Source organism: Anianabacter salinae (genome assembly GCF_019061145.1).
Lineage (GTDB): Bacteria > Pseudomonadota > Alphaproteobacteria > Rhodobacterales > Rhodobacteraceae > Anianibacter > Anianibacter salinarum.
The window spans coordinates 80335-105815 of sequence record NZ_JAHQZS010000003.1; the positions used below are offsets into that span (position 1 = coordinate 80335).

General features: G+C 65.1%; 30 protein-coding genes. 9 read left to right on the forward strand and 21 right to left on the reverse strand.

Features of this window, described 5'->3' with window-relative positions; all coding sequences use genetic code 11:
- Nucleotide 1: 1 nt before the first annotated feature.
- The 4 genes from KTJ87_RS09290 (at nt 2) to KTJ87_RS09305 (ending at nt 2885) form a co-directional block, all read left to right on the forward strand.
- Complete coding sequence (locus KTJ87_RS09290) at nt 2-982, forward strand: alpha/beta hydrolase (protein ID WP_267138840.1); 981 nt, start codon at nt 2-4, stop codon at nt 980-982.
- Nucleotides 982-1413 carry a VOC family protein gene (locus KTJ87_RS09295; RefSeq protein WP_267138841.1) on the forward strand — a complete coding sequence of 144 codons (432 nt, stop codon included), beginning with the start codon at nt 982-984 and terminating at the stop codon, nt 1411-1413. Before KTJ87_RS09290 ends, KTJ87_RS09295 begins: the two co-directional genes overlap by 1 nt.
- Nucleotides 1395-2057, forward strand: coding sequence for a hypothetical protein (locus KTJ87_RS09300; protein WP_267138842.1), 663 nt, complete (start codon nt 1395-1397; stop codon nt 2055-2057). The genes KTJ87_RS09295 and KTJ87_RS09300 overlap by 19 nt, the downstream gene beginning before the upstream one ends.
- A 117-nt stretch (nt 2058-2174) precedes the next feature.
- Nucleotides 2175-2885 (forward strand): alpha/beta fold hydrolase, encoded by a 711-nt coding sequence (locus KTJ87_RS09305; RefSeq protein WP_267138843.1) that lies wholly within the window; start codon nt 2175-2177, stop codon nt 2883-2885.
- Here the strand turns inward: KTJ87_RS09305 and phaZ are convergent.
- Nucleotides 2785-4116 (reverse strand): polyhydroxyalkanoate depolymerase, encoded by a 1332-nt coding sequence (gene phaZ, locus KTJ87_RS09310; RefSeq protein ID WP_267138844.1) that lies wholly within the window; start codon nt 4114-4116, stop codon nt 2785-2787. The genes KTJ87_RS09305 and phaZ overlap by 101 nt on opposite strands.
- 98 nt (nt 4117-4214) lie before the next feature.
- Between phaZ and KTJ87_RS09315 the strand changes: the two genes are divergently transcribed.
- The 3 genes from KTJ87_RS09315 (at nt 4215) to phaR (ending at nt 7301) form a co-directional block, all read left to right on the forward strand.
- Nucleotides 4215-6005 carry a PHA/PHB synthase family protein gene (locus KTJ87_RS09315; RefSeq protein ID WP_267138845.1) on the forward strand — a complete coding sequence of 597 codons (1791 nt, stop codon included), beginning with the start codon at nt 4215-4217 and terminating at the stop codon, nt 6003-6005.
- Between the two features lie 131 nt (nt 6006-6136).
- Nucleotides 6137-6595: a Phasin gene (locus tag KTJ87_RS09320; RefSeq protein WP_267138846.1), complete on the forward strand. Its 459-nt coding sequence runs from the start codon at nt 6137-6139 to the stop codon at nt 6593-6595.
- 142 nt (nt 6596-6737) lie between these two features.
- On the forward strand, nt 6738-7301 hold the full coding sequence (phaR, locus tag KTJ87_RS09325; RefSeq protein WP_267138847.1) for a polyhydroxyalkanoate synthesis repressor PhaR: 564 nt from the start codon (nt 6738-6740) through the stop codon (nt 7299-7301).
- A gap of 35 nt (nt 7302-7336) precedes the next feature.
- Here phaR and KTJ87_RS09330 read toward each other — a convergent pair whose 3' ends face one another.
- From KTJ87_RS09330 to KTJ87_RS09415, 18 genes are all read right to left on the reverse strand, one after another.
- Nucleotides 7337-8704, reverse strand: coding sequence for an aminotransferase (locus KTJ87_RS09330; protein ID WP_267138848.1), 1368 nt, complete (start codon nt 8702-8704; stop codon nt 7337-7339).
- A gap of 105 nt (nt 8705-8809) precedes the next feature.
- On the reverse strand, nt 8810-9211 hold the full coding sequence (locus tag KTJ87_RS09335) for a GFA family protein (protein WP_267138849.1): 402 nt from the start codon (nt 9209-9211) through the stop codon (nt 8810-8812).
- A 43-nt stretch (nt 9212-9254) separates the two neighbouring features.
- Nucleotides 9255-10562 carry an NAD(P)/FAD-dependent oxidoreductase gene (locus tag KTJ87_RS09340; RefSeq protein ID WP_267138850.1) on the reverse strand — a complete coding sequence of 436 codons (1308 nt, stop codon included), beginning with the start codon at nt 10560-10562 and terminating at the stop codon, nt 9255-9257.
- The gene (locus KTJ87_RS09345) at nt 10559-11917 is read right to left on the reverse strand and encodes a glutamine synthetase family protein (RefSeq protein ID WP_267138851.1); all 1359 of its coding nucleotides are present in this window, start codon (nt 11915-11917) and stop codon (nt 10559-10561) included. The genes KTJ87_RS09340 and KTJ87_RS09345 overlap by 4 nt, the downstream gene beginning before the upstream one ends.
- Complete coding sequence (locus KTJ87_RS09350; protein WP_267138852.1) at nt 11910-12605, reverse strand: type 1 glutamine amidotransferase; 696 nt, start codon at nt 12603-12605, stop codon at nt 11910-11912. Before KTJ87_RS09350 ends, KTJ87_RS09345 begins: the two co-directional genes overlap by 8 nt.
- A gap of 64 nt (nt 12606-12669) precedes the next feature.
- Nucleotides 12670-13113: a type II toxin-antitoxin system RelE/ParE family toxin gene (locus KTJ87_RS09355; protein ID WP_267139250.1), complete on the reverse strand. Its 444-nt coding sequence runs from the start codon at nt 13111-13113 to the stop codon at nt 12670-12672.
- A complete protein-coding gene (locus KTJ87_RS09360) occupies nt 13002-13256 on the reverse strand; it encodes a type II toxin-antitoxin system ParD family antitoxin (RefSeq protein WP_267138853.1) in 255 nt (84 codons plus the stop codon). The genes KTJ87_RS09355 and KTJ87_RS09360 overlap by 112 nt, the downstream gene beginning before the upstream one ends.
- 54 nt (nt 13257-13310) lie before the next feature.
- On the reverse strand, nt 13311-14642 hold the full coding sequence (locus KTJ87_RS09365; RefSeq protein ID WP_267138854.1) for a glutamine synthetase family protein: 1332 nt from the start codon (nt 14640-14642) through the stop codon (nt 13311-13313).
- Nucleotides 14639-15445 (reverse strand): ABC transporter permease, encoded by an 807-nt coding sequence (locus KTJ87_RS09370; protein WP_267138855.1) that lies wholly within the window; start codon nt 15443-15445, stop codon nt 14639-14641. The genes KTJ87_RS09365 and KTJ87_RS09370 overlap by 4 nt, the downstream gene beginning before the upstream one ends.
- Entirely contained in the window at nt 15442-16320 is an 879-nt protein-coding gene (locus KTJ87_RS09375; protein WP_267138856.1) for an ABC transporter permease, read from the reverse strand. Before KTJ87_RS09375 ends, KTJ87_RS09370 begins: the two co-directional genes overlap by 4 nt.
- A 48-nt stretch (nt 16321-16368) precedes the next feature.
- Nucleotides 16369-17103: a transporter substrate-binding domain-containing protein gene (locus KTJ87_RS09380; RefSeq protein ID WP_267138857.1), complete on the reverse strand. Its 735-nt coding sequence runs from the start codon at nt 17101-17103 to the stop codon at nt 16369-16371.
- A 29-nt stretch (nt 17104-17132) separates the two neighbouring features.
- Complete coding sequence (locus tag KTJ87_RS09385) at nt 17133-17906, reverse strand: ABC transporter ATP-binding protein (protein ID WP_323371726.1); 774 nt, start codon at nt 17904-17906, stop codon at nt 17133-17135.
- 98 nt (nt 17907-18004) lie between these two features.
- Nucleotides 18005-18775 carry a phosphate/phosphite/phosphonate ABC transporter substrate-binding protein gene (locus KTJ87_RS09390; protein WP_267138858.1) on the reverse strand — a complete coding sequence of 257 codons (771 nt, stop codon included), beginning with the start codon at nt 18773-18775 and terminating at the stop codon, nt 18005-18007.
- Nucleotides 18772-19212 (reverse strand): tellurite resistance TerB family protein, encoded by a 441-nt coding sequence (locus tag KTJ87_RS09395; RefSeq protein ID WP_267138859.1) that lies wholly within the window; start codon nt 19210-19212, stop codon nt 18772-18774. The genes KTJ87_RS09390 and KTJ87_RS09395 overlap by 4 nt, the downstream gene beginning before the upstream one ends.
- Nucleotides 19213-19255: 43 nt before the next feature.
- Nucleotides 19256-20041, reverse strand: coding sequence for a 23S rRNA (adenine(2030)-N(6))-methyltransferase RlmJ (gene rlmJ, locus KTJ87_RS09400; protein ID WP_267138860.1), 786 nt, complete (start codon nt 20039-20041; stop codon nt 19256-19258).
- A 181-nt stretch (nt 20042-20222) separates the two neighbouring features.
- Nucleotides 20223-21866: a CTP synthase gene (locus KTJ87_RS09405; protein ID WP_267138861.1), complete on the reverse strand. Its 1644-nt coding sequence runs from the start codon at nt 21864-21866 to the stop codon at nt 20223-20225.
- Between the two features lie 174 nt (nt 21867-22040).
- Complete coding sequence (gene secG, locus KTJ87_RS09410; RefSeq protein ID WP_267138862.1) at nt 22041-22424, reverse strand: preprotein translocase subunit SecG; 384 nt, start codon at nt 22422-22424, stop codon at nt 22041-22043.
- A 97-nt stretch (nt 22425-22521) separates the two neighbouring features.
- Nucleotides 22522-22917: a DUF6524 family protein gene (locus tag KTJ87_RS09415; protein WP_267138863.1), complete on the reverse strand. Its 396-nt coding sequence runs from the start codon at nt 22915-22917 to the stop codon at nt 22522-22524.
- 150 nt (nt 22918-23067) lie between these two features.
- On the opposite strand from KTJ87_RS09415, the gene KTJ87_RS09420 reads away from it, so the two are divergent.
- Nucleotides 23068-24360, forward strand: a complete 1293-nt coding sequence (locus KTJ87_RS09420; protein WP_267138864.1) for an adenylosuccinate synthase — start codon at nt 23068-23070, stop codon at nt 24358-24360.
- Nucleotides 24360-24587 (forward strand): DUF2842 domain-containing protein, encoded by a 228-nt coding sequence (locus KTJ87_RS09425; protein WP_267138865.1) that lies wholly within the window; start codon nt 24360-24362, stop codon nt 24585-24587. Before KTJ87_RS09420 ends, KTJ87_RS09425 begins: the two co-directional genes overlap by 1 nt.
- On the opposite strand, the gene KTJ87_RS09430 is transcribed toward KTJ87_RS09425, so the two are convergent.
- Nucleotides 24581-24931: an H-type lectin domain-containing protein gene (locus tag KTJ87_RS09430; protein ID WP_267138866.1), complete on the reverse strand. Its 351-nt coding sequence runs from the start codon at nt 24929-24931 to the stop codon at nt 24581-24583. The genes KTJ87_RS09425 and KTJ87_RS09430 overlap by 7 nt on opposite strands.
- 112 nt (nt 24932-25043) lie before the next feature.
- Nucleotides 25044-25475: a F0F1 ATP synthase subunit epsilon gene (locus KTJ87_RS09435; protein WP_267138867.1), complete on the reverse strand. Its 432-nt coding sequence runs from the start codon at nt 25473-25475 to the stop codon at nt 25044-25046.
- Nucleotides 25476-25481: the final 6 nt, after the last annotated feature.

Consider the following 25481-nt stretch of genomic DNA (forward strand, 5'->3'; position numbering starts at 1 on the left):
TATGATCGGACTGCTTCGCATGGTTGCCTGGATCGTTGTCCTGTCGGTGATCGTCTCGGCCGCCGTCTGGTATCTTGGCCCCCGCGAGCCGGTCGTGACCGACGCGGATTTCGATCAAGGCGCGCTTGGCGACGATCTTGATGCCTACTTCCAGCGTGTCGAAGCGGATGTGCCGGACCTGCGCGAAGCGGCGCGCAAGCGCGTCGTCTGGGCTGGCGCGCCGGGCGCCGTGACGCCGCTGGCGATCCTCTACCTTCACGGCTTTTCAGCCTCGGCAGAGGAAATCCGGCCCGTCCCCGACATCGTCGCGGACGCGCTGGGCGCCAACCTGATCTACACCCGGCTGACCGGGCATGGCCGCGACGGCGCCGCGATGGCCGAGGCGTCGGTGCAGGACTGGATGGGCGACGTGGCCGAGGGCCTGGCCGCCGCCCGGCAGGTCGGTGAGCGCGTCGTGATCCTGTCGGTGTCGACCGGCGGCACACTGGCCGCGCTGGTGCCGTTTGACGCCGCGATGAGCGAGGATCTCGCCGGAATCGCCTTTGTCTCGCCGAACTTCCGCATCGCCAACCCCGCCGCCGCGCTGCTGACATGGCCGATGGCGCGAACGTGGGTGCCGCTCGTGACCGGGCAAGACCGCGCGTTCGAGCCGCAGAACCCCGAACACGCCGCCCACTGGACCACGCGCTATCCGACCCGCGCACTGATGCCGATGGCGGCTGTCGTGCGTCATGCCTCGGGCCGAGACTATGGCGGTGTCGATGTGCCCGCGCTGTTCGCCTTTTCACCTGACGACGCCATCGTCGATCAGTCCCGCACCCGCGAGATCGCGGAGGGATGGGGCGGTCCTGCGCGGATCGAGCCGATCACTCTGACGCCCGGAAACGACCCAGACAATCATGTCATCGCGGGTGACATCCTCAGCCCCGGCATGACCCAGCCCGTGGCCGAGATCATCATCGACTGGGCAGGGGGATTGTGATGGACCAACGCATCAGCCTTATCACGCTTGGCGTGGACGACATGGAACGTGCCGCCGCGTTCTACGAAGCACTCGGCTGGACCCGCGTAGAATCGCCGGACGGCGTGATCGCCTTCGACCTGATCGGGCAGACGCTTGGGCTTTATCCCAAGGCAGACCTGGCCCGCGACATGGGCGTGGCTGCCGAGACGCTGAAAGGTTCGGGCGGCGTGACGCTGGCGCATAACCTGCGCGAAAAGCACGAGGTCGGACTTTTGGCCGCGCGTTGGGACAAGGCGGGCGGCACGGTCCTCAAGGCGCCGCATGACGTGTTCTGGGGGGGCTGCATCGCCTATGTCGCCGACCCCGATGGCGTGGTGTGGGAACTGGCGTGGAACCCCCATGCGCCGCTGGGACAGGACGGCGCGTTCCAGTGGAACGGCGCGCTTTGAAGCCGCCAGGCAGTTTCCTGTCACTTGAAAAGCTGGGGCGGGTTCGGCTGTCGCGGCATTTCGAGCTCCGCAATTTCCTGTATTCCGACATCGCCAATTTCTACGGGCGGCCAAACATCCCCGATGACCCGGACCTCGCCATCGCCGCAGGGCGGCGGCTGGCCGAGGAGTTGCTGGAACCGCTGATCGAGACGTTCGGACCGATCGATGTGCGGTCGGCCTATCGCTCGCCCGCGCTGAACCATTTTGGCGCGACCGAGGTGCGCCCGCAGAAATGCTCGGCCAACGAAAGGAACTACGCGGGCCATATCTGGGACCGCCGCGATGCCGAGGGACGCATGGGCGCCTGCGTCAGCGTCGGCATCCCGTGGTTCGGGCGGCAGGGCGAGGCCGGGCGCGACTGGCGCGACCTGGCGTGGTGGCTCTACGATCACCTCGATTTCCACGAGGTGTATGTCTTCGGCAAATCGGCGGTGTTCAACCTGACGTGGCGCGAGGCACCACAGAAACGCATCCTCAGCTACCAGTCGCCCAAGGGGCTGCTGGTGGGGCCGGACCGCGACGCCGAACCGGGGCGGCACGCGCGCTATGCGGATTTCCCAGCCTTTCGCGGCATCCGCTATCCGGCGATCCCCGGCATGTGACACGGCGGGGGCGGCGCCTTCGCCACAATCCCCGAAAACGGCAGGCCGACGCGCGACATCCTGTTGACCAGCCTCAGCCTTCTGCAACTCTCGCCGCAGGAAACGGACCAAAGGCCCATGCCAGACCCACTTGTCCTGCTGCCAGACATGATGTGCGACGCCCGCCTGTTCGGGCCGCAGATTGCTGCGCTGTCGGCCACCCACGCGCTGCACCTTGCGCCGCTGACGGGCGGGCATTCCGTCGAGGCGCTGGCGGCGAAGGTGCTGACCCATGTGCCCGAGCGCTTTGCGCTGGCGGGGCAGGGGTTCGGCGCGATGGTCGCAATGGAGGTGCTCAAGCGCGCGGGTGGCCGGGTCAGCCGCATCGCGCTGATCGACACGACCTGCCATGCCGAATTGCCCACCACCGCCGCTGCCCGCGAGGAACGGATCGTCGCGGTGCAGGGCGGACGGCTGCGTGAGGTGCTGGAGGCCGATGTACGCCGCGACGCGCCCACCGGGCCCTATCGCGGCGAAATTCTGGATCTGCTGCAAGACATGGGCATGGCGCTGGGCGATGGCGTCTACATCGCCCAGTCACGCGCGATGCAGCGCAGGCCCGACCAGCAGTCGACGCTGCGCCGCATCAAGGTGCCGGGGCTTGTCGTGTGCGGCGACGAGGACAACGTCTACCCCGAGCGCCGCCATGCCTTCATGGCCGACCTGATGCCAAACGCCCGGCTGGAAGTCATACGGCAGTGCGGTCGTCGGCCTTCTCTGGAACGGCCTGATCGTCTGACCGAGATTTTGTCGCGGTGGCTTTCGGCGCCGGACGGGCAGGTGTCTTGACGGACGCGTTCGCGTCGATGAAGTCCAGCACCAGCGGGCGAATGTTGTTCCGCCACGACTTGCCCGCAAAGATTCCGTAGTGTCCCGCACCCGGTTCGAGGTGCGCGGCCTTCTTGGCATCAGGCAGGTTGGTCAGAAGATCCAACGCTGCAAGACACTGGCCCGGGGCCGAGATGTCGTCATTCTCGCCCTCGACCACCATCACGGCGACGTCCCTGATCTTGCCCGCGTCGCAGACCTTGCCCTCGACGGTAAAGGTGTTCGACGCGATCTCGGCCGATTTGAACACGCGCTCGACGGTCGACAGGTAGAACTCTGCCGTCATGTCCATCACGGCGAGATATTCGTCGTAGAACTTGTTGTGCTTGTCGTGGTCGGCGGCGTCGCCCTTGGCGACGTTCATGATCTGGTCAAAGAACGCCTGCCCGTGCCGGTCGGCGTTCATCGACATGAAGGACGACAGTTGCAGAAGGCCGGGATAGACCATCCGCCCCACGCCCTTGTATTTGAAGCCGACGCGCTGGATCACCAACTCTTCCAGCTGGCCCATCGTCACGCTGCGGCCGAAATCGGTCACATCCGTCGCCGCCGCATTGGGGTCGATGGGGCCACCGATCAGGGTCAGCGTGCGCGGCTGCGCATCGGGTTGCTCCTCGGCCAGCAGCGCGGTCGCGGCCAGCGCAAGCGGCGCGGGCTGGCAGACGGCGATGACGTGGGTGTCAGGGCCAAGCGCTTTCATGAAGTCGACAAGATAACGGGTGTAATCCTCGACATCGAACTTGCCTTCGCTGGCGGGAATGTCGCGGGCATTGTGCCAGTCGGTGATGAACACCTCGCAATCCGTCAGCAGGCTTTTCACGGTCGAGCGCAAAAGGGTGGCGTAGTGCCCGGACATCGGGGCGACCAGCAGAACCCGGCGCGGGCGCGGTGCACGTCCGACCGCCTTGAAATGGATCAGATCGCCAAAGGCGCGTTCCTGCACCTTGTCGACTTGCACGACGTGGTCGCGGCCATCCTCGGCGACGACGGTGTCGATGCCCCAGTCGGGCTTGACGACCATGCGCGCAAAGCTGCGTTCGGTGACATCGCCCCAGGCGGCGAGCACCTGGAAAAACGGGTTCGGCACAAGGCCGGTCGCAGGGTAGGACCCCATCGCCGAGGCGGTCGCGCCAAGCCACTGGTTGGTATTCCGGACGGTTTCCATCCAGTCGTAAGTCGCCATGAAACGCATGATTGTATAACCCCGCGGCGGTCCATTACAGTCGGGCAACATATCGCACTGCGGCGCGTTCATGCTGCGACTGCGAACGGTAGGGGGGATTTCGTGGGATGACAACTGAGGAAAAGGCCAACGAGCCCGATCTGGACCGCCTGAACCAGAATCTTGCCCATGTAGAGGAACTTACCCAGCGCCTGATCGCCGCTCTGGGGCGCAAGAAGCCCGCAAATCCCGCGCTTCAAGGGCCCGGCCAGGATCTCTTCATGAAGGCCGCAGCGGCCTATGTGCAGGAAATGATGGCGAATCCGTCAAAGATGCTGGAGCACCAGATCACCTACTGGGGCAAGTCGCTGCAGCATTACGTCGAGGCGCAAAAGGCGCTGTCGCAAGGTCAGCTTGCCGCCCCCGAGGATCATACGGCCAGCGACAAGCGCTTCGACAACCCTCTGTGGCAGACGCACCCCTATTTCAACTTCATCAAGCAGCAGTACATGTTGAACTCCGAAGCGATGGAACGCGCGGTGGGCGACCTGGACGGGCTTGACCAGCGCGAGCGCCGCCGCGTCGAGTATTTTACCCGGCAGATCATGGACATGTTCAGCCCGTCGAATTTCCTTGGCACCAACCCCGAGGCGCTGTCGCGCGCGGTCGAGACGGACGGGCAATCGCTGGTCGACGGGCTTGAGAACCTCGTGCGGGACATCGAGGCGAACGACGGCGACATCCTCGTGACACTGGCCGACAAGGACGCCTTCAAGGTCGGCGAGAACCTTGCCACCGCCGAGGGCAAGGTCGTCTACCGCAACCGCCTGTTCGAGCTGATCCAGTATGCGCCCAAGACAGAGACGGTGCACGCGACGCCGCTGATCATCTTCCCGCCGTGGATCAACAAGTTCTACATTCTCGACCTCAAGCCGCAGAATTCGCTGATCCGCTGGGTGGTCGATCAGGGCTACACCCTGTTCGTCGTAAGCTGGAAGAACCCCGACGAAAGCTATGCCGACGTCGGTCTGGATACCTATGTTCAAGAGGGCTTTCTGACCGCGATTTCCGAGGTGAAATCGATCACCGGGCAGGATCAGGTCAACGCCATCGGCTATTGTATCGCGGGCACCACGCTGTCGCTGACCCTGGCGCTGATGCACAAGCGCGGCGACAAGTCGGTGCGGTCGGCGACGTTCTTCACCACGCTTACCGATTTCTCGGATCAGGGCGAATTCGCCGTGTTCCTGACCGACGATTTCGTCGACGGGATCGAGAAAGAGGTGCTCGAGAAGGGCTATCTGCACTCGTTCTTCATGTCGCGCACTTTCTCGTTCCTGCGCTCCAAGGACCTTGTCTATGGTCCCGCGATCCGCAGCTACATGATGGGCCAGACACCGCCCGCCTTCGATCTGTTGTTCTGGAACGGAGACAGCACCAACCTGCCCGCGCGCATGGCGGTGGAATACCTGCGCTGGCTGTGCCAGCAAGACCGCCTGGCGCAGGGCACGATCGAGATCTGCGGCGAGACGCTGTCGCTCAAGGACGTGAAGGTGCCGATCTGCGCCATCGCCTGCGAGACCGATCATATCGCCGCCTGGAAATCGAGCTACAACGGCATCAGCCACATGGGCAGCCGGTCCAAGACGTTCATCCTGTCGGAGTCGGGGCATATCGCCGGGATCGTCAATCCGCCGTCGCGGGACAAGTATGGTCACTACATCAATACTGACCTGAACCAGCCGCCCGAGGACTGGCAGGCAGGCGCCGAGTTCCGCAAATCCTCGTGGTGGCCCGAGTGGGAAAAGTGGCTGAAGAACCGCTCCGGCAAGCAAATCCCGGCCCGAAACCCCGGCGATTCGGCGCATCCTGTGCTGTGCGACGCGCCCGGAACCTATGTCCTGGAACACTCCTCTTAGTAAAGTCAGTAGGTTACAGGAATTTTGCTGCGGTGCAGCATTAATCCTTGAAATGCTGCACCGCAGCGCGCATATTCTGTGCAGACGCAGCAAGACCCGCGCCTACCGAAATTTGAATCAGGAGAGTTCCCATGGCTACCAAGACCGCAACCACCGACTACACCAAGATGATGAAAGACATGATGGGCGCATTCCCGGTCGACATGACCGCGATGCAGGACACCTTCAAGTCGCAGGCCGATCTGTCGGACAAGATGTCGAAAGTCGCTTTCGAAGCCGCTGACAAGTCGACCGAGATCTCGACCAAGTGGACCAAAGAGACCCTCGCCAAGCTGGCCGACGTCACCACCGCGAAGGACGACGTTGCCGACTACACCAAGGCGATGACCGATTTCGCGTCTTCCCAGGCCGAGATGACCTCGGAAGCGATGTCGGCATTCGCCGAAGTCGCCAAGAAGGTCCAGATGGAAACCGTCGAGCTGATGCTGTCGGCTGGCAAGACCATGCAGGAAGACGCATCGGTTGCCATGAAGAAGGCATCGGACGACATGACCGCCGCCACCAAGAAAGCGACCGCAGCAGCGAAGTAATCGCCGCGCGATCTTCCGGCATCCCCCTTCTCCTCCCTGGGGATGCCGAACTTTGAAGGGCGGGCCTTGTGCCCGCCCTTTCATTTTGCCGAATCGCGGCGTAGGCTGTGCTGCACCGCCGCAAAGGGGGAGGACGCCCGACATGGCCAAGGATATCGCGCCGCTTTTGATCAAGCGCTATGCCAGCCGACGGCTCTACAACACCGAGACAAGCGACTACGTCACGCTCGAGGATATCGCGGGCTTCATCCGCGGCGGGCGAGATGTGCAGATCATCGACCTCAAGACCGGGGACGACCTGACCCGCCAGTATCTTCTGCAGATCGTGGCCGAGCATGAAAGCCGCGGCGAAAGCGTGCTGCCGATCAACGTGCTGACGGACCTCGTGCGCAGCTACACCTCCGAGGTGCAAAGCGTCGTGCCGCAGTTCCTTGCCGCCAGCTTCGAGATGCTGCGCGACGGGCAATCCAAGGTGATGGAGAACATGACCTCGATCAACCCGATGGCGACGATGCCGGGGTTCGACATGATGCGAAAGCAGCAAGAGGCGTTCTTCAAGGCGATGTCGGGCGGCTGGCCCGGTGGCACCGGACCGGCACCCGGCACGGACGCCCCCACCGAGGATGCGTCCAAGGACGATCTGGACGAGATCAAGAAACAGCTTGCCGCCATGCAGGCCAAGCTGTCGAGCATGGACAAGAAATAGCGCGTCGGGCCGCCTTGGGGGCGGCCCTTTCGCGGTCAGGCGACCTCGGCGAACACCTGCTTCAGCGCGCGGTCCAGCTTGTCGAACATCTCGTCCATCTGAGCGTCCGTCATGATGAACGGCGGGCACAGCACGATGGATTGACCGAGCGGGCGGCAGATCAGCCCGTGATCGGTGCAGGTGTTGGCGATGCGCTCGCTCACCGACAGATCACCGGGGAAGGGCGTTTTCGTCGCCTTGTCCTTCACCGCCTCAAGCGCGCCCATCAGCCCCTTGCCGCGCCATTCGCCGATGTTGGGGTTCTGCGCCAATTCCGCCAGCCCCGCCTCGAAGCGCGGGGTCAGCGCGCGCACGTTGTCCAAAAGCCCCTCGTTCAGCACAAGGTCGATGGCCCGCAGCGCGATGGCGCAGCCGACAGGATGGCCCGACGCGGTGAAACCGTGGGGGAATTCCTCGATCTCGGCTACGGCGGCGTCCATGCGGTCGGCCAGTTCGGGGCCAAGGATCACCGCTCCCATCGGGAAATAGCCCGCTGTCAGCGCCTTGGACGAGATGATCGCGTCCGGCATGAAATCATAGGTCTGGCAGCCCCAGGCGTTGCCGGTGCGCCCGAAGCCGCAAATGACCTCGTCCGACACCAGCGGGATGCCGTGTTTCTGCAGGATCGGCTGGATCGCCTGAAAGTATCCCTCTGATGGCGGGATCACCCCGCCCGCGCCCATCACCGGCTCGGCCACGAAGGCGGCGATGGTGTCGGCGCCCTCGCGCGCGATGGTGTCCTCCAACTCGCGCGCCATGCGGGCGGTGAACTCTGCCTCGGTCTCGCCGTCCTCGCCGTTGCGCCAGTAATGCGGGCAGGTCAGGTGCAGGAACCCCGGCAGCGGCAACCCGAACACCGAGTTGTAGGGTTTGCCGGTCATCGACGCCGACACCACCGTGACACCGTGATAGCCGTTGATCCGCGTCAGGATCTTGGTGCGCTCGGGCTTGCCTTCGGCGCGGTTCAGGAACCACAGCATCTTGACCAGCGTGTCGTTCGCCTCGGACCCCGAGTTCGTGTAGAACACCTTGCCGCGCTCGAACGGCGACACCTCGACCAGCTTTTCGGACAGCATCACCGTCTGGTCCGACATCCGCCCGAAGAACGCGTGATAGCCGGGAAAGCGGTCGTATTGCGCCTTTGCGGCCTCGGCCATAGCGGGATGATCGAAGCCCGCGACCATGTTCCAGAGGCCCGAGTTGGCATCGAGATACCGCTTGCCGTGGACGTCTACGACATACGGGCCTTCGCCGTGGGTGACGACCACCGTGCCGCGCGCCTCGATCGAAGGCAGATCGGTGAAGCCATAAAAGGAATTGCGGTCGGCGCGGGCTTCCCAGCTGTTGGGGCTGTCGTCACGCATCGGGTTCTCCACAGGTAACAGGAATGGGGGCGCACCAAGAGCGGCGCGGCAGTTCAGGGGGCAGAGTATCTCAATTCGCGGCGGGGTAAACGGGGGCTCGGCCCGTCATTCGGCGGCCTTGGGATAGCGTTTCAGCCCGTCCTCGATCTGCACCCAAGGCAACTTCTCGTCGACGTAGCAATGAAACGTGGGTGCATAGTCGCCTTGATCCAGCAGCGCGGCGGCGGGGCCGTGCATCTCGCCGGGCCAGCGGGTGCTGGCATAACCCAAAGGCGATCCGCACTGCGTGCAATACCAGCGCGTGACGCTGGGGCTCGTCTGCCGCGCGCCGGGCGCGTCGCCCAGCCAGCGCCAGGCGTCGGCGGGCACTCCGAACCACGCCACCATCGGCGCAGAGGACGCGCGGCGGCAATCCTCGCAATGGCAGATGCCGCGCCAGCGCACGGTGCCGGGGTCAAACTTGAAGATCGTCGCGCCGCAATGGCAGCGGCCGGTTCCTTTCGGCATGGCGTATCCTCCCTTGCGCAGCCTGCCACCGCCGCTACGGAAATCAAATCCCCAGCCGGTCGCGCAGGGCAAACCAGCTCATCGCCAGCGCCAGAAGCGGGCTGCGCAGCGCCCGCCCGCCCGGAAAGGCGGGGGGCGCGATGTTGGCGAAGGCGTCCCATTTGGCCGCATCCCCGCCGATGGCCGCCGCCGCGATCTTGCCCGCCAGCGTCGCCATTGCGACACCGTGCCCCGAATAGCCCGATACCGACCACAACCCCGGTTCCGGCGCGCAGAAGAATGGCATACGGCTGCGGGTGATCGCCAGCGTGCCGCCCCAGGCATGGTCGATCCGCGCGCCCGCAAGCTGCGGATAGATCCGCAGCATCGGCTTGCGCACGACGGCGGTGATGTCGGCGGGAAACCGGTAGCCATAGCTTTCGCCGCCGCCGAACAGAAGCCGTCCGTCCTCGGACAGGCGCCAGTAGTTCACAACAAAGCGCGAGTCCGCCACGGCATTGCCGCGCGGGAGCAGGGACTTGCCAAGATCGCCCAGAGGCTCGGTGGCGATGATGAAATTGTTGATCGGCATCACATGGCGCGCGACCCGCCCGTTCAGCCCTTCAAGATAGCCGTTGCCCGCCATCACGACATGGCCTGCGCGCAAGGTGCCATGATCGGTCTCGACCGCCCAGCCGTCGCCATCGCGGCGCACCTTGCGGGCCAGCGTCCCCTCATGGACCACCGCGCCGTTGGCCCGCGCGGCGCGCGCCAGGCCAAAGGCATAGCGCAAGGGATGGATATGCGCCGCGCCCCAGTCGATCATGCCGCCCTTGAACAGGTGCGAGCCGAACGCCTCGGGGGCGTGGGCAGCGTCGACGGGTTCGACCCGCGCATAGCCGTATTCATGCGCCAGCTTCTCGACGTAGTGGTGCAGATGTTCGGTGCCCTTGGCGGTTTCTTCGGCCCAGGCGATGCCGGGGGTCCAGCGCGCGTCGATCCGGGCATCGACGATCAAGTCGCGCACCAGCGTCTTGGCCTCTTCGCCCAGATCCCACAGCCGCCGCGCGTCGCCGCGCCCTAGCTGCTTTTCCAGCGTGATCTGGTCGATCCGCTGCCCCGACCCGACCTGTCCGCCATTGCGCCCCGAGGCGCCGAACCCGACACGGTGCGCCTCGATCAGGGTCACGCCCATGCCCGCCTGGGCGAGATGCAGCGCGGCGGACAAGCCGGTGTAGCCGCCGCCGATCACGCACACATCTGTCCGCGCATCGCCGTCCAGCGGGGGCGAGGCAGGCGGGATCGCGGCCGTCGCTGCATACCAGCTTGGCGGGAACTGGCCGGGGCGGTCGTTTGCGAACAGTAGGTTCATACGTTCAGAAGCAGGTGCTCACGCTCCCAAGGGCTGATGACCTGAAGGAATTCCTTGTTCTCAAGCTCTTTCACCGCCGCATAGGCGCGGCAGAACTGGTCGCCCAGAAGCTCGCGCATCCCGTTCGACCCGGCGAACAGGTCCAGCGCATCACCCAGCCCGCGCGGGAAATCCGGTTCCGTCTTGTAGGCGTCGCCCTTGAACTCGGGCGCGGGTTCCGTCTGCTCCAGCATCCCGCGCAAGCCGCAGGCGAGCGACGCGGCGATCCCGAGATAGGGGTTGCAGTCCATCCCCGCGATCCGGTTCTCGATCCGGCGGTTCTGCGGATCGGACACCGGCACGCGGATGCCCGTGGTGCGGTTGTCGCGGCCCCATTCAAGGTTGATCGGCGCGGCGTGGTCGGGAACATACCGTCGATAGCTGTTTACATATGGCGCCAAGAGCGCGATGGCCGCCGGCATGTGGTTCTGCAGCCCGGCGATGAAATGGCGGAAGACGTCCGTCTCCTTGCCCTCGGCATCGGAAAAGATGTTCCTGCCTGTCGCGGTTTCCACCACCGAGTGATGGATGTGCATCGCGCTGCCCGGCTCGTCCTGGATCGGCTTGGCCATGAAGGTGGCGAAACAGTCGTGGCGCAGCGCCGCCTCGCGGATGGTGCGTTTGAAGAAGAATATCTCGTCGGCCAGAAGCACGGGATCGCCGTGGCGCAGGTTCATCTCGATCTGCCCGGCGCCGCCTTCCTGCAGGATGCCGTCGATCTCGAACCCCTGCGCTTCGGCGAAATCATAGATGTCGTCGATCACGGGGCCGTATTCGTCGATGGCCGACATCGAATAGGCCTGCCGCGCGGCGGCGCGCCGCCCGGTGCGGCCCATCGGCGGCTCGACCGGCATGTTCGGGTCGATGTTGCGCGCGACAAGGTAGAATTCCATCTCGGGGGCGACGATGGGCGTCCAGCCGTTGTCCTTGAACTGCTGCACCACCCGCTTGAGCACGTTGCGCGGTGCGATGGGCCAGGGGTTCCCGGCCTGGTCCGAGATGTCGTGGATCACCTGAAGCGTCCAGTCCGCCGTCCAGGGCGCCGCCGTCGCGGTCGAATAATCCGGCGTCAGGATCATGTCCGGCTCGGTGAAATCATCCCCGATGATGTTGGCCCAATCGCCGGTGATGGTCTGCAGGAAGATCGAGTTGGGCAGGTAGAAATGCGTCTGCTTGCCGAATTTCGACGCGGGCATCGCCTTGCCCCGTGCGATGCCGGACAGGTCGGCCACAAGGCATTCCACCTCGTCGAGCCTGCGGCCTTCAAGCCAGCTGCGCGCGCTTTCGGGAAGCTGGCTGATCCAGTCGTCACGCATCGGGGGCGGTCCTTTCCTTGAGGAAACCGGCGATCCGTGCGCCGATGGTCCTGTCGCCAAGGGCGGTGTCCAGTCGCGTCTCGGCGGTTTCGATCAAGCCCTCGGGATAGACCGGATCGGCCTTCTTCTCGCTCACGTAGGTGGCCGCGATGTCGGATGCGAATTCAGGGTGCGGCTGGATCGTGAAGATGTCGTCACCGTAGACCAGCGCTGCATGTGCACAGAAGTCGCTCGATGCGATGGTGCGCGCGCCTTGCGGTGCCTCGACCACCTGATCCTGATGCCAGGCGGTCAGCGCGACCTGTCCCATGCCGGTCCAGTCATAGCGCGTGGCGCCCACCGACCAGCCGCGTTTGAACTTCTCGACGCGGCCCCCCATCGCCTGCGCGATGATCTGGTGGCCAAAGCAGATGCCGACCAGCGGGCGGTCGCTGCCTGCAATGGCGCGGATCAGGTCTTCCAGCGGCTTGATGAACGGCAGAGCGTCATAGGCCCCGTGGCGCGAGCCGGTGATGAGCCAGCCATCGGCGTCTTCGGGCCCGCCCGGGAAGACCATGTCGACGACGTTCCACGTCTCATAGGTAAACGCATCCTCGCCCAGAAGGCGGGCGAACATGTCCGAGAATTCGCCATGGCGTTCGATGACCCCCGCAGGAGGGTGGCCGCATTGCAGGATACCGATCTTCATGAAGCACCAGTCTGTTCAGGCTGGCTGAGAGTCTGGTAGGCGCGCGGGGGGAAGTAAAGAGGGCTCAGGCCCCGCCCATTGCATCGATCGCCGCGATCCAGCGCGGAAGGTCAGAGCGGGTATGGAGGATGTCGATGATCGTCACTTCGTCATCTTCGATGGCATGGATCAGAAAATGCTCTCCGGCACGCGCATAGAGAAGGTCTGTGTCAGAGGTATCGCGCGTTATCGAGGAACACGACCGGCTTGGAACCCGACCGCTGGCAAGCATTGCGCAACGTTCGATGAGCAAGGCCTCATACTTTTGCGCCTGATGGGCGCCGAAGGTCTCCAGCGTATGCCTTGCAATGTCCCGAAGCCGCGCTTCGGCCCGTGGGGTGAAGCCGAGTTTCAGAATCAGGACCCGAGGACCGAGGCAAAGGCACGGCGGATGACCTCTTCCCCGGTCCCCTCTGCGCGTTCTCCGTTGTCGTATTCCCGGACCGCCGCCTGCAACCGCGCCTGCAATGCGGCAAGCTCCGTCTCTTCCTGTTCCAGCAGGCGCAGACCGGTGCGCAGCGCCTCGCTTGCGTTCTGGAAGCGGCCGGTTTCCACCAGCCGGGCGACAAAGCGATCCTGTTCTTCGGTCAGAACGACATTGCGTGTGGGCATGATGCTTCTCCTGCTGTTGGCAATATATGCCAACCGAGGCGCAGGCGCAAAGCCTCAGACCGTATCGAGATACAGGTCGACCCGTTCCTGCGCGTCCAGTTCCTGCAGATAGTGCATTTCCTGCCGCTTGGTGGCGACGATGTTGCGCACCAGGTCGCGCGGCAGGATGCGGGCGAGATCCTCGGATGTCTCGAAGGCGTCGATGGCGGCCCCCCAGGTCATCGGCATCTGCGGCAGGTCCATGGTATAGGCGTTGCCCTTGATCGGCTCGGGCGGCTCGGCCTTGTCTTCGAGGCCGTTCATCGCCGATCCCAGCACCGCGGCGACCAGCAGGTAAGGGTTGATGTCGCCGCCAGATACCCGGTGTTCGATCCGCCGCGCGGTATTGCTGCCACCGGGGATGCGCACGGCGGCGGTGCGGTTCTCGTAGGCCCAGCAAATGCCGGTCGGCGCATGGTTCTCGGGCACCAGCCGGTCATAGCTGTTGCCGTGGGGCGCGAACAGCAGCGTCGAGCCGGGGATCGCCGACAGGCACCCGGCGACGGCATGGCGCAGCGCGTCCGACCCCTTGGGGCCACCATCGTCGAAGATATTGCGCCCGTCCTTGTCCAGCACCGAGAAATGAACGTGCATCCCGTTGCCTGCGTAGTCCTCGTAGGGTTTCGCCATGAACGATGCGGCGAACCCCCATTTGCGGGCCAGGCCCTTGACCAGCAGCTTGAAGAACCAAGCATCGTCCGCGGCCTTCAAGGGGTCGGACTGGTGCATCAGGTTGATTTCGAACTGACCCAGACCCGCCTCGGAAATCGCGGTGTCGGCGGGAATGTCCATCGCCTCGCACGCGTCATAGAGATCGGTAAAGAACTGGTCGAACGCATCCAGCGCCCGCAAGCTCAGAATTTCCGCGCCCGTGCGCCGCTTGCCCGACCGGGGAGAGGACGGCACCCGCAGCGTCTTGGAACTGTCGTCGATCAGGTAGAACTCCATCTCGGTCGCCACCACCGGCGTCAGCCCTGCGTCGGTGAACCGCTTGACCACGCCAGCCAGTGCGTGCCGGGGATCGCCTGCAAAGGGGCGGCCATCCTCGCGGAACATCCACAGCGGCAACAGCGCGGTCGGCGCCTCGAGCCAAGGCATCGGGATGAAGCCGCGTTCGGTCGGCAGAAGCACACCATCGGGATCGCCGGATTCGAACACCAGCGGGCTGTCGTCGATGTCCTCGCCCCAGATGTCGAGATTCAGCACAGACAGCGGAAACCGGGTGCCGTCCTCCTCGACCTTGCGGGCATAGCGGGCGGGCACGCGCTTGCCGCGCGCCTGGCCGTTCACGTCGCAGGCGGCGACGCGGATCGTGCGCACTTCGGGGTGCTCGTCCAGCCAGCTCATCGGATCACCATCGGTCTTATGCGAAGTTTCGCCCGCCGCTCTTGCGGAAGGTGTCGGTTCAGCCTGCGGTTCGCAGCTCCGAACAGGGTTATGATCACGAGCGTCGCCAGAATGAAATACCCGGCGACGATGGGGTAAGGCACGAAGGGGTTGAACGTCTTGTCCGCGAAGTAGCTGGCGTAATACAGCGCGTCGCCCTTTTGCTGCCATGCCGGAAAGCCCGAGAAGAACACCAGCGTCGTGGCGTGGAACAGAAAGATCGCTTCGTTCGTATAGGCGGGCCACGCGAGCCGCAGCATCGTCGGAAAGGTGATCCGGCGAAACTTGGTCCAGCCGGTCAGCCCATAAGCCTCGGCCGCTTCCAGATCGCCCTTGGGGATGGACTGCAGCGCGCCATAGAAGATTTCCCCCGAATAGGCGGCGGTGTTCAGGAACAGCACGGCCAGCGCCCCAAGACCCGCCGAGGTGAAGGGATCGAACACCGGCGAGACGCTCTTGAGCGACAGGAACGCGAAATAGGCAAAGAAGAACTGGATGAACAGGGGCGAGCCCCGGAACAGGAAGATGAACCATTCCGACGCCTTGCGCGCGGCGCGGTTGCCTGACGCCTTGCCGACAGCCGTGGCCACCGCAAGGAAAAAGCCTCCGCACAGGGCGAGGATGCCGAAATAGATGTTCCAGATCATGCCCGAGCCGATCAGCACGACCTGCTGACAGAGCGTGAAGTCGGATCGTGGCAACAGCCTCTCTCCGATCCCGACCGAGCGCAGGCCATAGTCGGCGATGGTTTCCCAGCAACTCATGCCGCGACCTTCCGCTGGGCTTCACCGCCCGAGGTCGCCTGTCCGAGTGTCAGACGCTGCATGAGCCGGCCCAGCACGATCTCGGACACGCGGGTCAGCGCAAGGTAGAACACCAGCAGCGCAAGGAAGTACCACATCCGCCAGTCGCCGTGCGGATACTCGGTGAACTGCGGCGTCTTGGTGCCGCCCAGATCGCGCGCCCAGTAGACGATATCCTCGATCCCCAACAGGAACAGCAGCGGCGTCGCCTTGATGAGCACCATCCAAAGGTTCGACAGGCCGGGCAGCGCATAGACCCACATCTGCGGCACGAGGATGCGCCAAAACGTCTGGCGCGGCGACATGCCATAGGCTTCGGCCGTCTCCATCTGCGCACGGGGCACGGCGCGCATGGCTCCGTAAAGAACATTGGCCGCAAACGCGCCAAAGACGATGGCGAAGGTGATGACGGCAAGGGCGAAGCCATACACCTCGTGCAGCCACTGCGGCGCGGTGCCGAGCGGCAGCTTGGCGGCGGCGCAGACGATGAAGTCATTGCCTTGCCGCACCGGCTGGTCCCAGTCCGGGCACAGAACCTTGTGGCGGGCGTATTCGAACGCCTGATCCAGCGCGATCACGAAGAACAGGAAGAACACGATGTCGGGCACGCCGCGCACGATGGCGATGTAGCCTTGGCCAAGCCAGCGGACCGGCACCGGCCCCCGCGCGGCCATCGCGCCGAAAAAGCCGAAGGCTAGCGAAACGGGCGCTGTGACCGCGATCAGGATCAGCACCGTTCCAAAGGACGTATAGAACGCCATGTGCTTGCCCGTTGTCAGGTAACAGGCAAGCCAGGAAAGGCCTTCAAGGCTTTGGGGGTCTGTGCAGGACAGCATCGCGCCGGATGGGGCAGGGCGCGCCTAGGCGCCCCGCCCCGGGGACCATCAATAGGTCTGGGTTTCTTCGCCGAACCACTTTTTCAGCATGGTGTTCAGCGTGCCGTCCTCTTTCATCGAGGTGATCGCGGCGTCGAACTTGTCCTTCAGCTCGGTGTCGCTTTCGCGCAGGCCAAGGCCGATGCCGCCGCCCAGCGGAACCTCGTCGCCAACGAACGTCAACTCGCCGCCCGAAGCATCCACGATCGGCTTGAGATAGTCGTAGTCAGCGAACACCGCGTCCGCCTCGCCGTTGCGCACGGCTGCGACGGTTTCCTCGGGCGTGGCATATTCCACCAGAGTCGCGCCGGATTCGGCGACATGGCCCGCCTGGATCGTGGCGGTCTGCGCGGCGACGACACCTGACATCACGTCGACCGAATCGCTGGCCGCAACGTAGGCCGAGGCGGTCGGCGGATAGTAGTTCTGGGTGAAGTCGATGACTTCCTCGCGCTCGTCGGTGATCGACATGCCCGCGATGATGGTGTCGTAGTTGCCGGACACGAGGTTCGGGATGATCGAATCCCAGTCGTTCGTGACCCACTCGCAGGTCAGCTCGGCGCGCGCGCACAGCTCGTCGCCCAGCTCGCGCTCGAAACCGGCCACCTCGCCGGAATCGTCGATGAAGTTGTAGGGAGGATAGGCGCCCTCGGTGCCCATGCGGACGGTCTGCGCGTGGCTTGCGGCAAACGCGGCGCCTGTCATCAGGGCCAGTGCGGCGGCGGTGGAAAGGATCAGTTTCATCGAAGTCTCCCGGTTGCGGTTTGTTTATTTCAGGCGGCGGTAGCGCTCAGGAACTGGCGCAGCCGCTCGGTCTCCGGCGCCCCGAACAGGCGCGCGGGGGGGCCTTCCTCCTCGATCTTGCCTTGATGGAGAAAGACGACATGGTCCGACACGTCACGCGCCATGGCCATGTCATGAGTGACAAGAAGCATCGTGCGCCCCTCGTCGGCAATAGCCTTGATGACGCGCACGACCTCTTGTTCAAGCTCGGGGTCGAGCGCCGATGTCGGCTCGTCGAACAAAAGCGCGCGCGGCTCCATGCACAGGGCGCGGGCGATGGCGGCGCGCTGCTGCTGGCCGCCCGAAAGCTGCGCGGGGTAGGCATCGCACTTGTCGCCGATGCCGACCTTGTCGAGATAGCCGCGCGCCGCGCTCTCGGCCTCGGCGCGGGGGCGGCCCAGCACGGTGACCGGCGCCTCCATCACATTCTGAAGGATCGTCATGTGCGCCCACAGATTGAACTGCTGGAACACCATGGACAGGTTGGTGCGGATGCGGGTCACCTGCTTGCGGTCCGCAGGCTGACGGCCACCGCCACGGCCCCGCCAGGACACCGGCTCGCCCTCGAACAGGATCTCGCCCGACTGGCTGTCTTCCAGAAGGTTCACGCAGCGCAGAAGCGTCGATTTGCCGGACCCCGACGAGCCGATCAGCGACACGACATGCCCCTTGGGCGCAGCCATGTCGACGCCCTTGAGCACCTCGAGGCTGCCATAGCTCTTGTGCAGGTCGCGGATTTCTATGACGGGCACTTTATCGTTCAACGGCTCTGTCCGTTTGGTCCAAGCCCGGAGTAGGGCGGAAGACGGCGGCAAATGCAATGGGGCGAGGCGGTCTGACGTGACGGGATCAGGGCATTCGCCTAAAGAACGGGCTGTGCCTGGCTTGGAAGCGGGGGCGTAACGACAGCAAGATAGTCCGCGTCGCACATACGGTGAAAGCCGGTGACGCCGGTGCGGTCTCGCAGGCCGTCCGGCATTGCGGTCACCGCCGCCTCGAGGATGTCGGCGATGCGGCCCGCAGGCTGGCCCGGCGCCGCCACCAGCGGCAGGGCGGGCGAGGACGGCGTGGGGCCCAGCACCCGCAGCCGCGCCGCCATGTCCGGCTCGTGCCTCTGGATCAGGCGCCAGGTCACGGCATCCACCGCTGCGATGTCGGCGCGGCCCTCGGCGACCAGCCCTGCGCTGGCTCTGTGCGCGCCAGTGTGGTGGAACCGGCGAAAGGTGATCCCGGCGGCCTTTGCGGCGGCATGCGCGGCGCACCAACCCGATTGGCTGTCGAACCCGTTGAGCGCCAGCGCCGCCTCGCGGAACTGCGCCAGATCCTCACGCGGATCGTTCCGCGCCACGACCATCTCGCTGCGGTAGTGCCCGGTCGGCACGCCTTGAAGGCCATAGTCGAAGGTCCCGATCAACTGGACGCGGTCGTGCAGCCGCGCGCGGTAGGGCAGCCCGCAGGTCTGGCCGATCACCAGGCCCGGATCTTCCCAAAGCGCCCAAAGATCGTCGCCGCGCGTCAGCGCCAGGGGGGCGGGAACTCCGCCCTCCCGCAGCGCATCGCCGAGATATGACCACAAGGCATCGACCCCGGCCCGCTCTTCGGGCCAGTCATACATCGGCAGTGCGGCGATCACTTGCGGTCTTCCACCCGCTTGCGGGCGATATTGGAATCGCGGTCGTTCACGCCCAGAAGCGGCGCGACCTGCCGCAGAAGCGCGTCTTCCTCTTCGTCGCGGGCGCCATCGGCCAGCACGATCTCCCACAGCGCCTCGATCACGGCGGCGCGGTCGTCGTAAGGAACGGCGGCCTTGATCGCGCGGGTGAAGCGGACGGTGTCGGGCGCCTCGGACTCAAGCTGCTCGGCGTCGCGGCGCAGCGCCGTCGCCTCGAACGGCGACAGTCCAAAGCGCTGCGCGGCGATCCGGTCGATGCGGTCGATCTCGTCCGCTGCATAATGACCGTCCGCCTTGGCGATGCGGACAAGAAGGGCGGTCAGGGCCAGCCGCGCATCGCCATCGGGCAGCGTCTGGGGCTCTGGCGCGGTGAGGCGGCGAAGGAAATCTGCAAACATGGGCGTTTATATATGCGGGCAAAGCGCGCGGGGAAAGCCCCGGTCACCTCCGCGCGAGGCGGGCAAAGATCGCATCCAGCCTGCGCGCCTCGTCGTCCATGCCATAGGGCGGGTTCAGCACGAACACGCCCGAGCCGATCATTTTGTGCCCGGTGCGCGCGGGCGGAAACCGCACCTCGTAGCGAAGACCGCCGGGATGCGCGGCGCAAAGCGCGTCCAGCATCGGCACATGCGCGCCGCTGGTCAGCACCGGATACCACAGCATCACGACGCCCACGTTCCAGGCGCGCGCCAGCTTGGCGATGAAACCGGGGATGGCGTCGTAATCGGCCTTCACCTCGTAGGACGGATCGATCAGGATCATCCCCCGGCGCGGGGTCGGCGGGGCCAGCGACATTGCCATCGCAAAGCCGTCCTCGGCCCGGACCCTTGCGCGCCACATGCCCGGCGCCACGCCGAGCGCGGCGCGCTCCTGCGGGTGCAATTCGGCCAGGGTGATCGTGTCGGTGTCGCGCAAGAGATGCGACGCCACGAGGGGCGAGCCGGGATAGGCGCTGGCGCCGTTGGTGGCCCGCACCGCCGCCAGCACGCGGGCATAGGGATGGCTTGCCGGGAACGCTTGCGACAGCCGGGCGATCCCTTGCGCCGCCTCGCCGGTCTTGAGCGCCTCTGCCGCCGACAGGTCATAGAGCCCCCGCCCGGCGTGGGTCTCGATGTAGGACAGCGGCTTGTCCTTGCGGGTCAGGTAGTCGAGCGCGAAGGCCAGAAGCGCGTGCTTGTGGACATCAGCGAGGTTCCCCGCGTGGTAAAGGTGCTGGTAGGAGAGCATGGGGCGTCAGTGGCCGAGGATGCGGGTCAGGGCAAGGGGTTTGCCGAGGGGGCGGCAGGCGACAGGCCCGGGGGGGGGACGCCGCTTGCGGGCATTGAGCCCGCTGCGCGGCGTGCGAGATGTTCCCTCTCGCGCTCTCCCGAGTATTTCGAGACCAAAGACGGGATCAGTTTGCGGGGGCCTACACCAGCCGCGACATCTCTTTCGCCGCGCGCACGAAATCGCGGAACAGCGGATGCGGTTCGAACGGTTTGGACTTCAGCTCGGGGTGGAACTGGACGCCGATGAACCACGGGTGATCCTCGACCTCGACGATCTCGGGCAGGCGGCCGTCGGGCGACATGCCGGAAAAGCACAGGCCGACGTCCTGCAGCGCCTCGCGGTACTTGATGTCGACCTCGTAGCGGTGGCGGTGGCGTTCCTCGATCACCGTCTCGCCATAGACCTCGGCCACCTTGGAGCCCTCTTTCAGGTTCGCGGTGTAGGAGCCAAGGCGCATGGTGCCGCCCTTGTCGTCATCCACCTTGCGCGCGACGGTGGCGTTGCCCTGCACCCATTCCTTGAGGTGATAGACCACCGGCTCGAACCGGCGCTTGCCGGCCTCATGGTCGAATTCCTCGGACCCGGCGGTGGTGACGCCCGCAAGGTTCCGCGCCGCCTCGATCACCGCCATCTGCATGCCAAGGCAGATGCCGAGATAGGGGATCTTGCGTTCGCGCGCGAATTGCGCGGCGCGGATCTTGCCTTCGGTCCCGCGCTCGCCAAAGCCGCCGGGGACGAGGATCGCGTGGAAGCCTTCAAGGTAGGGGCCGGGGTCTTCGCGTTCGAACAGCTCGGCGTCGACCCATTCCACGCGCACCTTGACGCGGTTGGCCATGCCGCCGTGGGTCAGCGCCTCGGCGATGGATTTATAGGCGTCTTCCAGCTGGGTGTACTTGCCGACGATGGCGACGCGCACCTCGCCCTCGGCGTTGAAGATGCGGTCATAGACGTCGTGCCAGCGGGTGAGATCCGGGCGCGGCGCGGGGCTGATCTGGAAGGCGTCCAGAACCGCCTGGTCCAGCCCCTCGCGGTGATAGGCCAGCGGCGCCTCGTAGATGGACTTCAGGTCATAGGCGGCGATCACGCTGTCGGGGCGCACGTTGCAGAACAGCGCCAGCTTCTCGCGTTCCTTCTGCGGAATGGGGCGTTCCGAGCGGCAGACGAGGATGTCAGGCTGCAACCCGATGGACCGCAACTCCTTGACCGAGTGCTGCGTGGGTTTCGTCTTCAACTCGCCGCTGGCCGCGAGCCAGGGCAGCAGCGTCAGGTGCATGAAGATGCACTGGCCGCGCGGCTTGTCTTGCGCGAACTGGCGGATCGCCTCGAAGAAGGGCAGGCCCTCGATGTCTCCGACAGTGCCGCCGATCTCGCAGAGCATGAAATCCACCTCGTCCTCGCCGATCGAGATGAAATCCTTGATCTCGTTGGTGACGTGCGGGATCACCTGGATCGTCTTGCCGAGGTAGTCGCCGCGCCGTTCCTTTTCGAGCACGTTGGAATAGATCCGGCCCGAGGACACCGAATCCGTGGCGCGCGCCGCGACGCCGGTGAACCGCTCGTAATGGCCAAGGTCGAGATCCGTCTCGGCGCCGTCGTCGGTGACGAACACCTCGCCATGCTCGAACGGCGACATCGTGCCGGGATCGACGTTGAGATAGGGGTCAAGCTTGCGCAGCCGCACCGAGAACCCGCGCGCCTGCAAGAGTGCGCCCAAGGCCGCCGAGGCAAGGCCCTTGCCAAGCGACGAGACGACACCGCCAGTGATGAAAACGAACCGTGCCATTGCGGGCTGGGCCCCCCCGTGTTGCTGCAAACCTCGATCGGGTGCGGCAGCCGGATTTTTCGCCTGCCCACGGGATTTCAACGGTAAAGGATTCGGTCGTCCCGCGCAACCGAACCGCAAGATAAGGGAGGGCCCGAAAACCGGGCCGCAACCATTAGTGGTCGATCAGCGCCTTCAGTCGGCGCGGGGCAGCGACAGCGGCGCGCTGTCGTCGGTGCCGGTGTTTCCGCCGATGCCCGGAAGCGTCAGATCGCCCGCGCCAGGAAGCGCCGGTGCGGCCGGCGATTGCGGCGCCTCGATGCCAAGACGGTCCAGGACCGAGCTGTCGGCCGAATTCTGCGCCGCCATGATCGTCAGGAAGATCGACGTGCCGATGAAGGCGATGGCGAAGCCCCAGGTCAGCTTGCCAAGGGCCGTGCCCGCGCTGCGGCTCGACATGGCACCGCCGCCGCCTCCGCCGCCCATGCCAAGGCCGCCGCCTTCGGAGCGCTGAAGAAGCACCACGCCGATCAGGCCAAGCGCCAGGATCAGGTGAATGATGAGGACGACGTTTTCCATGCTCTGGGGCCTTCGGGTTCAGACAGGCGGTATCTAGAGGGTCATGGATTGGGTCGCAACCCCGCAATGCCGCCCGTGGCCGCATTCCGCAGAGGCGCTATTCGTCCACGTCGTCCACGTCCAGTTGCCCCGACAGCGCCCGCCGGACGAACGACCACGACATGCCGATGCCAAGCACCAGTGAGATCGCAAGGATCGACAGCCAGACGTTGAGGTCGGGGTCCTGGAACGACAACAGGCCGAAATCATGCAGCACCCAGCCTAGCACCGTGACCAGCGCCGCGACCAGAAGCATGCCGAACACCCCGATCGAACGGAACGTCGCGCGCAGGTAGACGACATAGGCGATCACCAGGATCAGGCCGAAGAGGATCACCAGCGACAGACTGCTTTCATATTCGCGCCGGGCCCAGGCGACGTAATTCCATTGCGTCGGGTTGAATGTCACCGCCAGCAGCAGAAAGGCGAATGTCCAGCGGGCAATGAATGTCATCGGGGCTCTCGCGTGAGTGTCCCGTGCTGTTTGGCCGATCCGCCCCGCTCCTGTCCAGCCCAAGGGATCAATTTCGAGGTTTCGCACGCTTGCGCGCCCCGGTATGAGGGCAGGGTTTGTGAACCGGCCAACCAAGGGGTCCATCCAGTCATGGCAAACGTCGTCGTCGTGGGCGCCCAGTGGGGCGATGAAGGCAAGGGAAAGATCGTCGACTGGCTGTCAGAGCGGGCCGACGTGATCTGCCGGTTCCAGGGAGGCCATAACGCGGGCCACACGCTGGTGATCGACGGGACGGTCTACAAGCTTCATGCGCTGCCTTCGGGCGTGGTGCGCGGCGGCAAGCTGTCGGTGATCGGCAACGGCGTGGTGCTGGACCCCTGGCACCTGCTGCAGGAAATCGAGACGATCCGGGCGCAAGGCGTCGAGATCACCCCCGAGACGCTGATGATCGCCGAGAACACGCCGCTGATCCTGCCATTCCACGGCGAATTGGACCGCGCGCGGGAAAACCAGAACTCGGTCGCCAAGATCGGCACCACCGGGCGCGGCATCGGCCCCGCCTACGAGGACAAGGTCGGGCGCCGGGTGATCCGCGTCGCCGATCTGGCTGACGATGCGACGCTGGAACTGCGCGTCGACCGCGCGCTGGTACATCACAACGCCTTGCGCGCGGGTCTGGGGCTGGAGGCAATCGACCGCGACGCGCTGATCGCCAAGCTGCGTGACGTGGCGCCGCACATCCTGCGCTTTGCCGCGCCGGTGTGGAAGGTGCTGAACGAGCGTCGCAAGGCCGGCAACCGCATCCTGTTCGAGGGGGCGCAGGGCGCTCTTCTGGACATCGACTTTGGCACCTATCCCTATGTGACCTCGTCCAACGTGATCGCGGGGCAGGCGGCGACGGGCACCGGCATCGGGCCGGGCGCCATCGACTTTGTCCTCGGCATCGTCAAGGCCTACACCACCCGCGTCGGTGAGGGGCCGTTTCCGACCGAATTGCACGACGCCGACGGCGAACGGCTGGGCGAGCGCGGGCACGAGTTCGGCACCACCACGGGCCGCAAGCGGCGCTGTGGCTGGTTCGACGCCTGCCTTGTGCGCCAGACCTGCGCGACGAGCGGCGTCAACGGCATCGCGCTGACAAAGCTGGACGTGCTGGACGGGTTCGAGACGCTGAAGATCTGCACCGGCTATGATCTGGACGGGACGCGGCTGGACTATCTGCCGACCGCCGCCGATCAGCAGGCGCGCTGCACACCGATCTACGAGGAACTGCCGGGCTGGGCAGACTCCACCGACGGGGCGCGCAGCTGGGCGGAACTTCCCGCCGAAGCGATCAAGTATGTCCGCCGCATCGAAGAGTTGATCCAGTGCCCGGTGGCGCTACTGTCCACCTCGCCCGAGCGTGAAGACACGATCCTTGTAACCGACCCCTTCGAGGACTGATGGCCCTATCCTACAAAGCGCGCCGCCGCTGGTCGCTGGTCCTGCTGATCGTGGGGCTGCCGCTGTATATCGTGGTGGCGGTCAACGTCGTGGACCTGTTCGACCGCCCGCCGATTCTTGTGGAACTGCTGATCTTCGTCGTCCTCGGCATCCTGTGGGCGCTGCCCTTCAAGGCGGTGTTCAAGGGCGTCGGTCGGCCTGACCCGGACGAGAGCGCGGATCAGTAAAGCTCCCACTCGTCGTCGTGCTTCAATTCGCCGATCGCCAGCCAGGTCGCGCTGACCCTTGCGACGCGGGTATCGCCCCAGGTACGGAACACGGCGTCGAACCCGTCCACCGCGATGTTTTCGGCAAGGATTTCGGCCCGCTGGTTGGTCTTCTGGTCCATGTCGAACATCGACATCGAAATCTGAACCGCAGGCGGCTCGCGAAAGGGCTCGGAGAATGCGATGCGCGTCCGGTGGTGACGTGGACCACGCCCCGTCCACATGTCGCCACCGTCCTCGAAATCCGAGAACAGTACGCGGGCGCCCTGATCGACGCCGATAAGATGGTTGCGTAGACGTTTCATCCAATACTCCCGCAAGACGGGTTAACCCTGCAAAACGGCAAAAGCATGGAAACAAAATGAATGCGGCCCCGGGATTAGCCGGGGCCGCACAACATTTCTTGCAACTATGGGTTTAAAGAGACGGTTGCTTGGGCGACAGGCCGATGTGATCGCCCATGGCGACCATGTCGGCGACCAGCTTGGTCGCTTCGTCCACAAGGTTCTGGTCCCCTGCATCACGCGCCGCGCGCACACGTTCGGCCGCCTTCTCCATGAAACGGTCGATCGCTTCCTGTGTCACGTCCGAGACATGCAGCGACTCTTCGGCGAGGATCGACGCGCCTTCGGCGTTGATCTCGGCGAAGCCGCCGGTGACGGCGTATTCGTCGGTGCCGTTCGGTCCCACGATGCGCAGGATGCCCGGCCGCAGCGTGGTGATGAGGGGCATGTGCCCCGCCATCGCCGTCAGGTCGCCCTCGGCGCCCGGGATGTGAACCTCGGTTGCCTCGCCCGACGCCAGGCGGCGTTCGGGAGAGACGAGGTCGAATTGCATCGTATCGGCCATGATGCC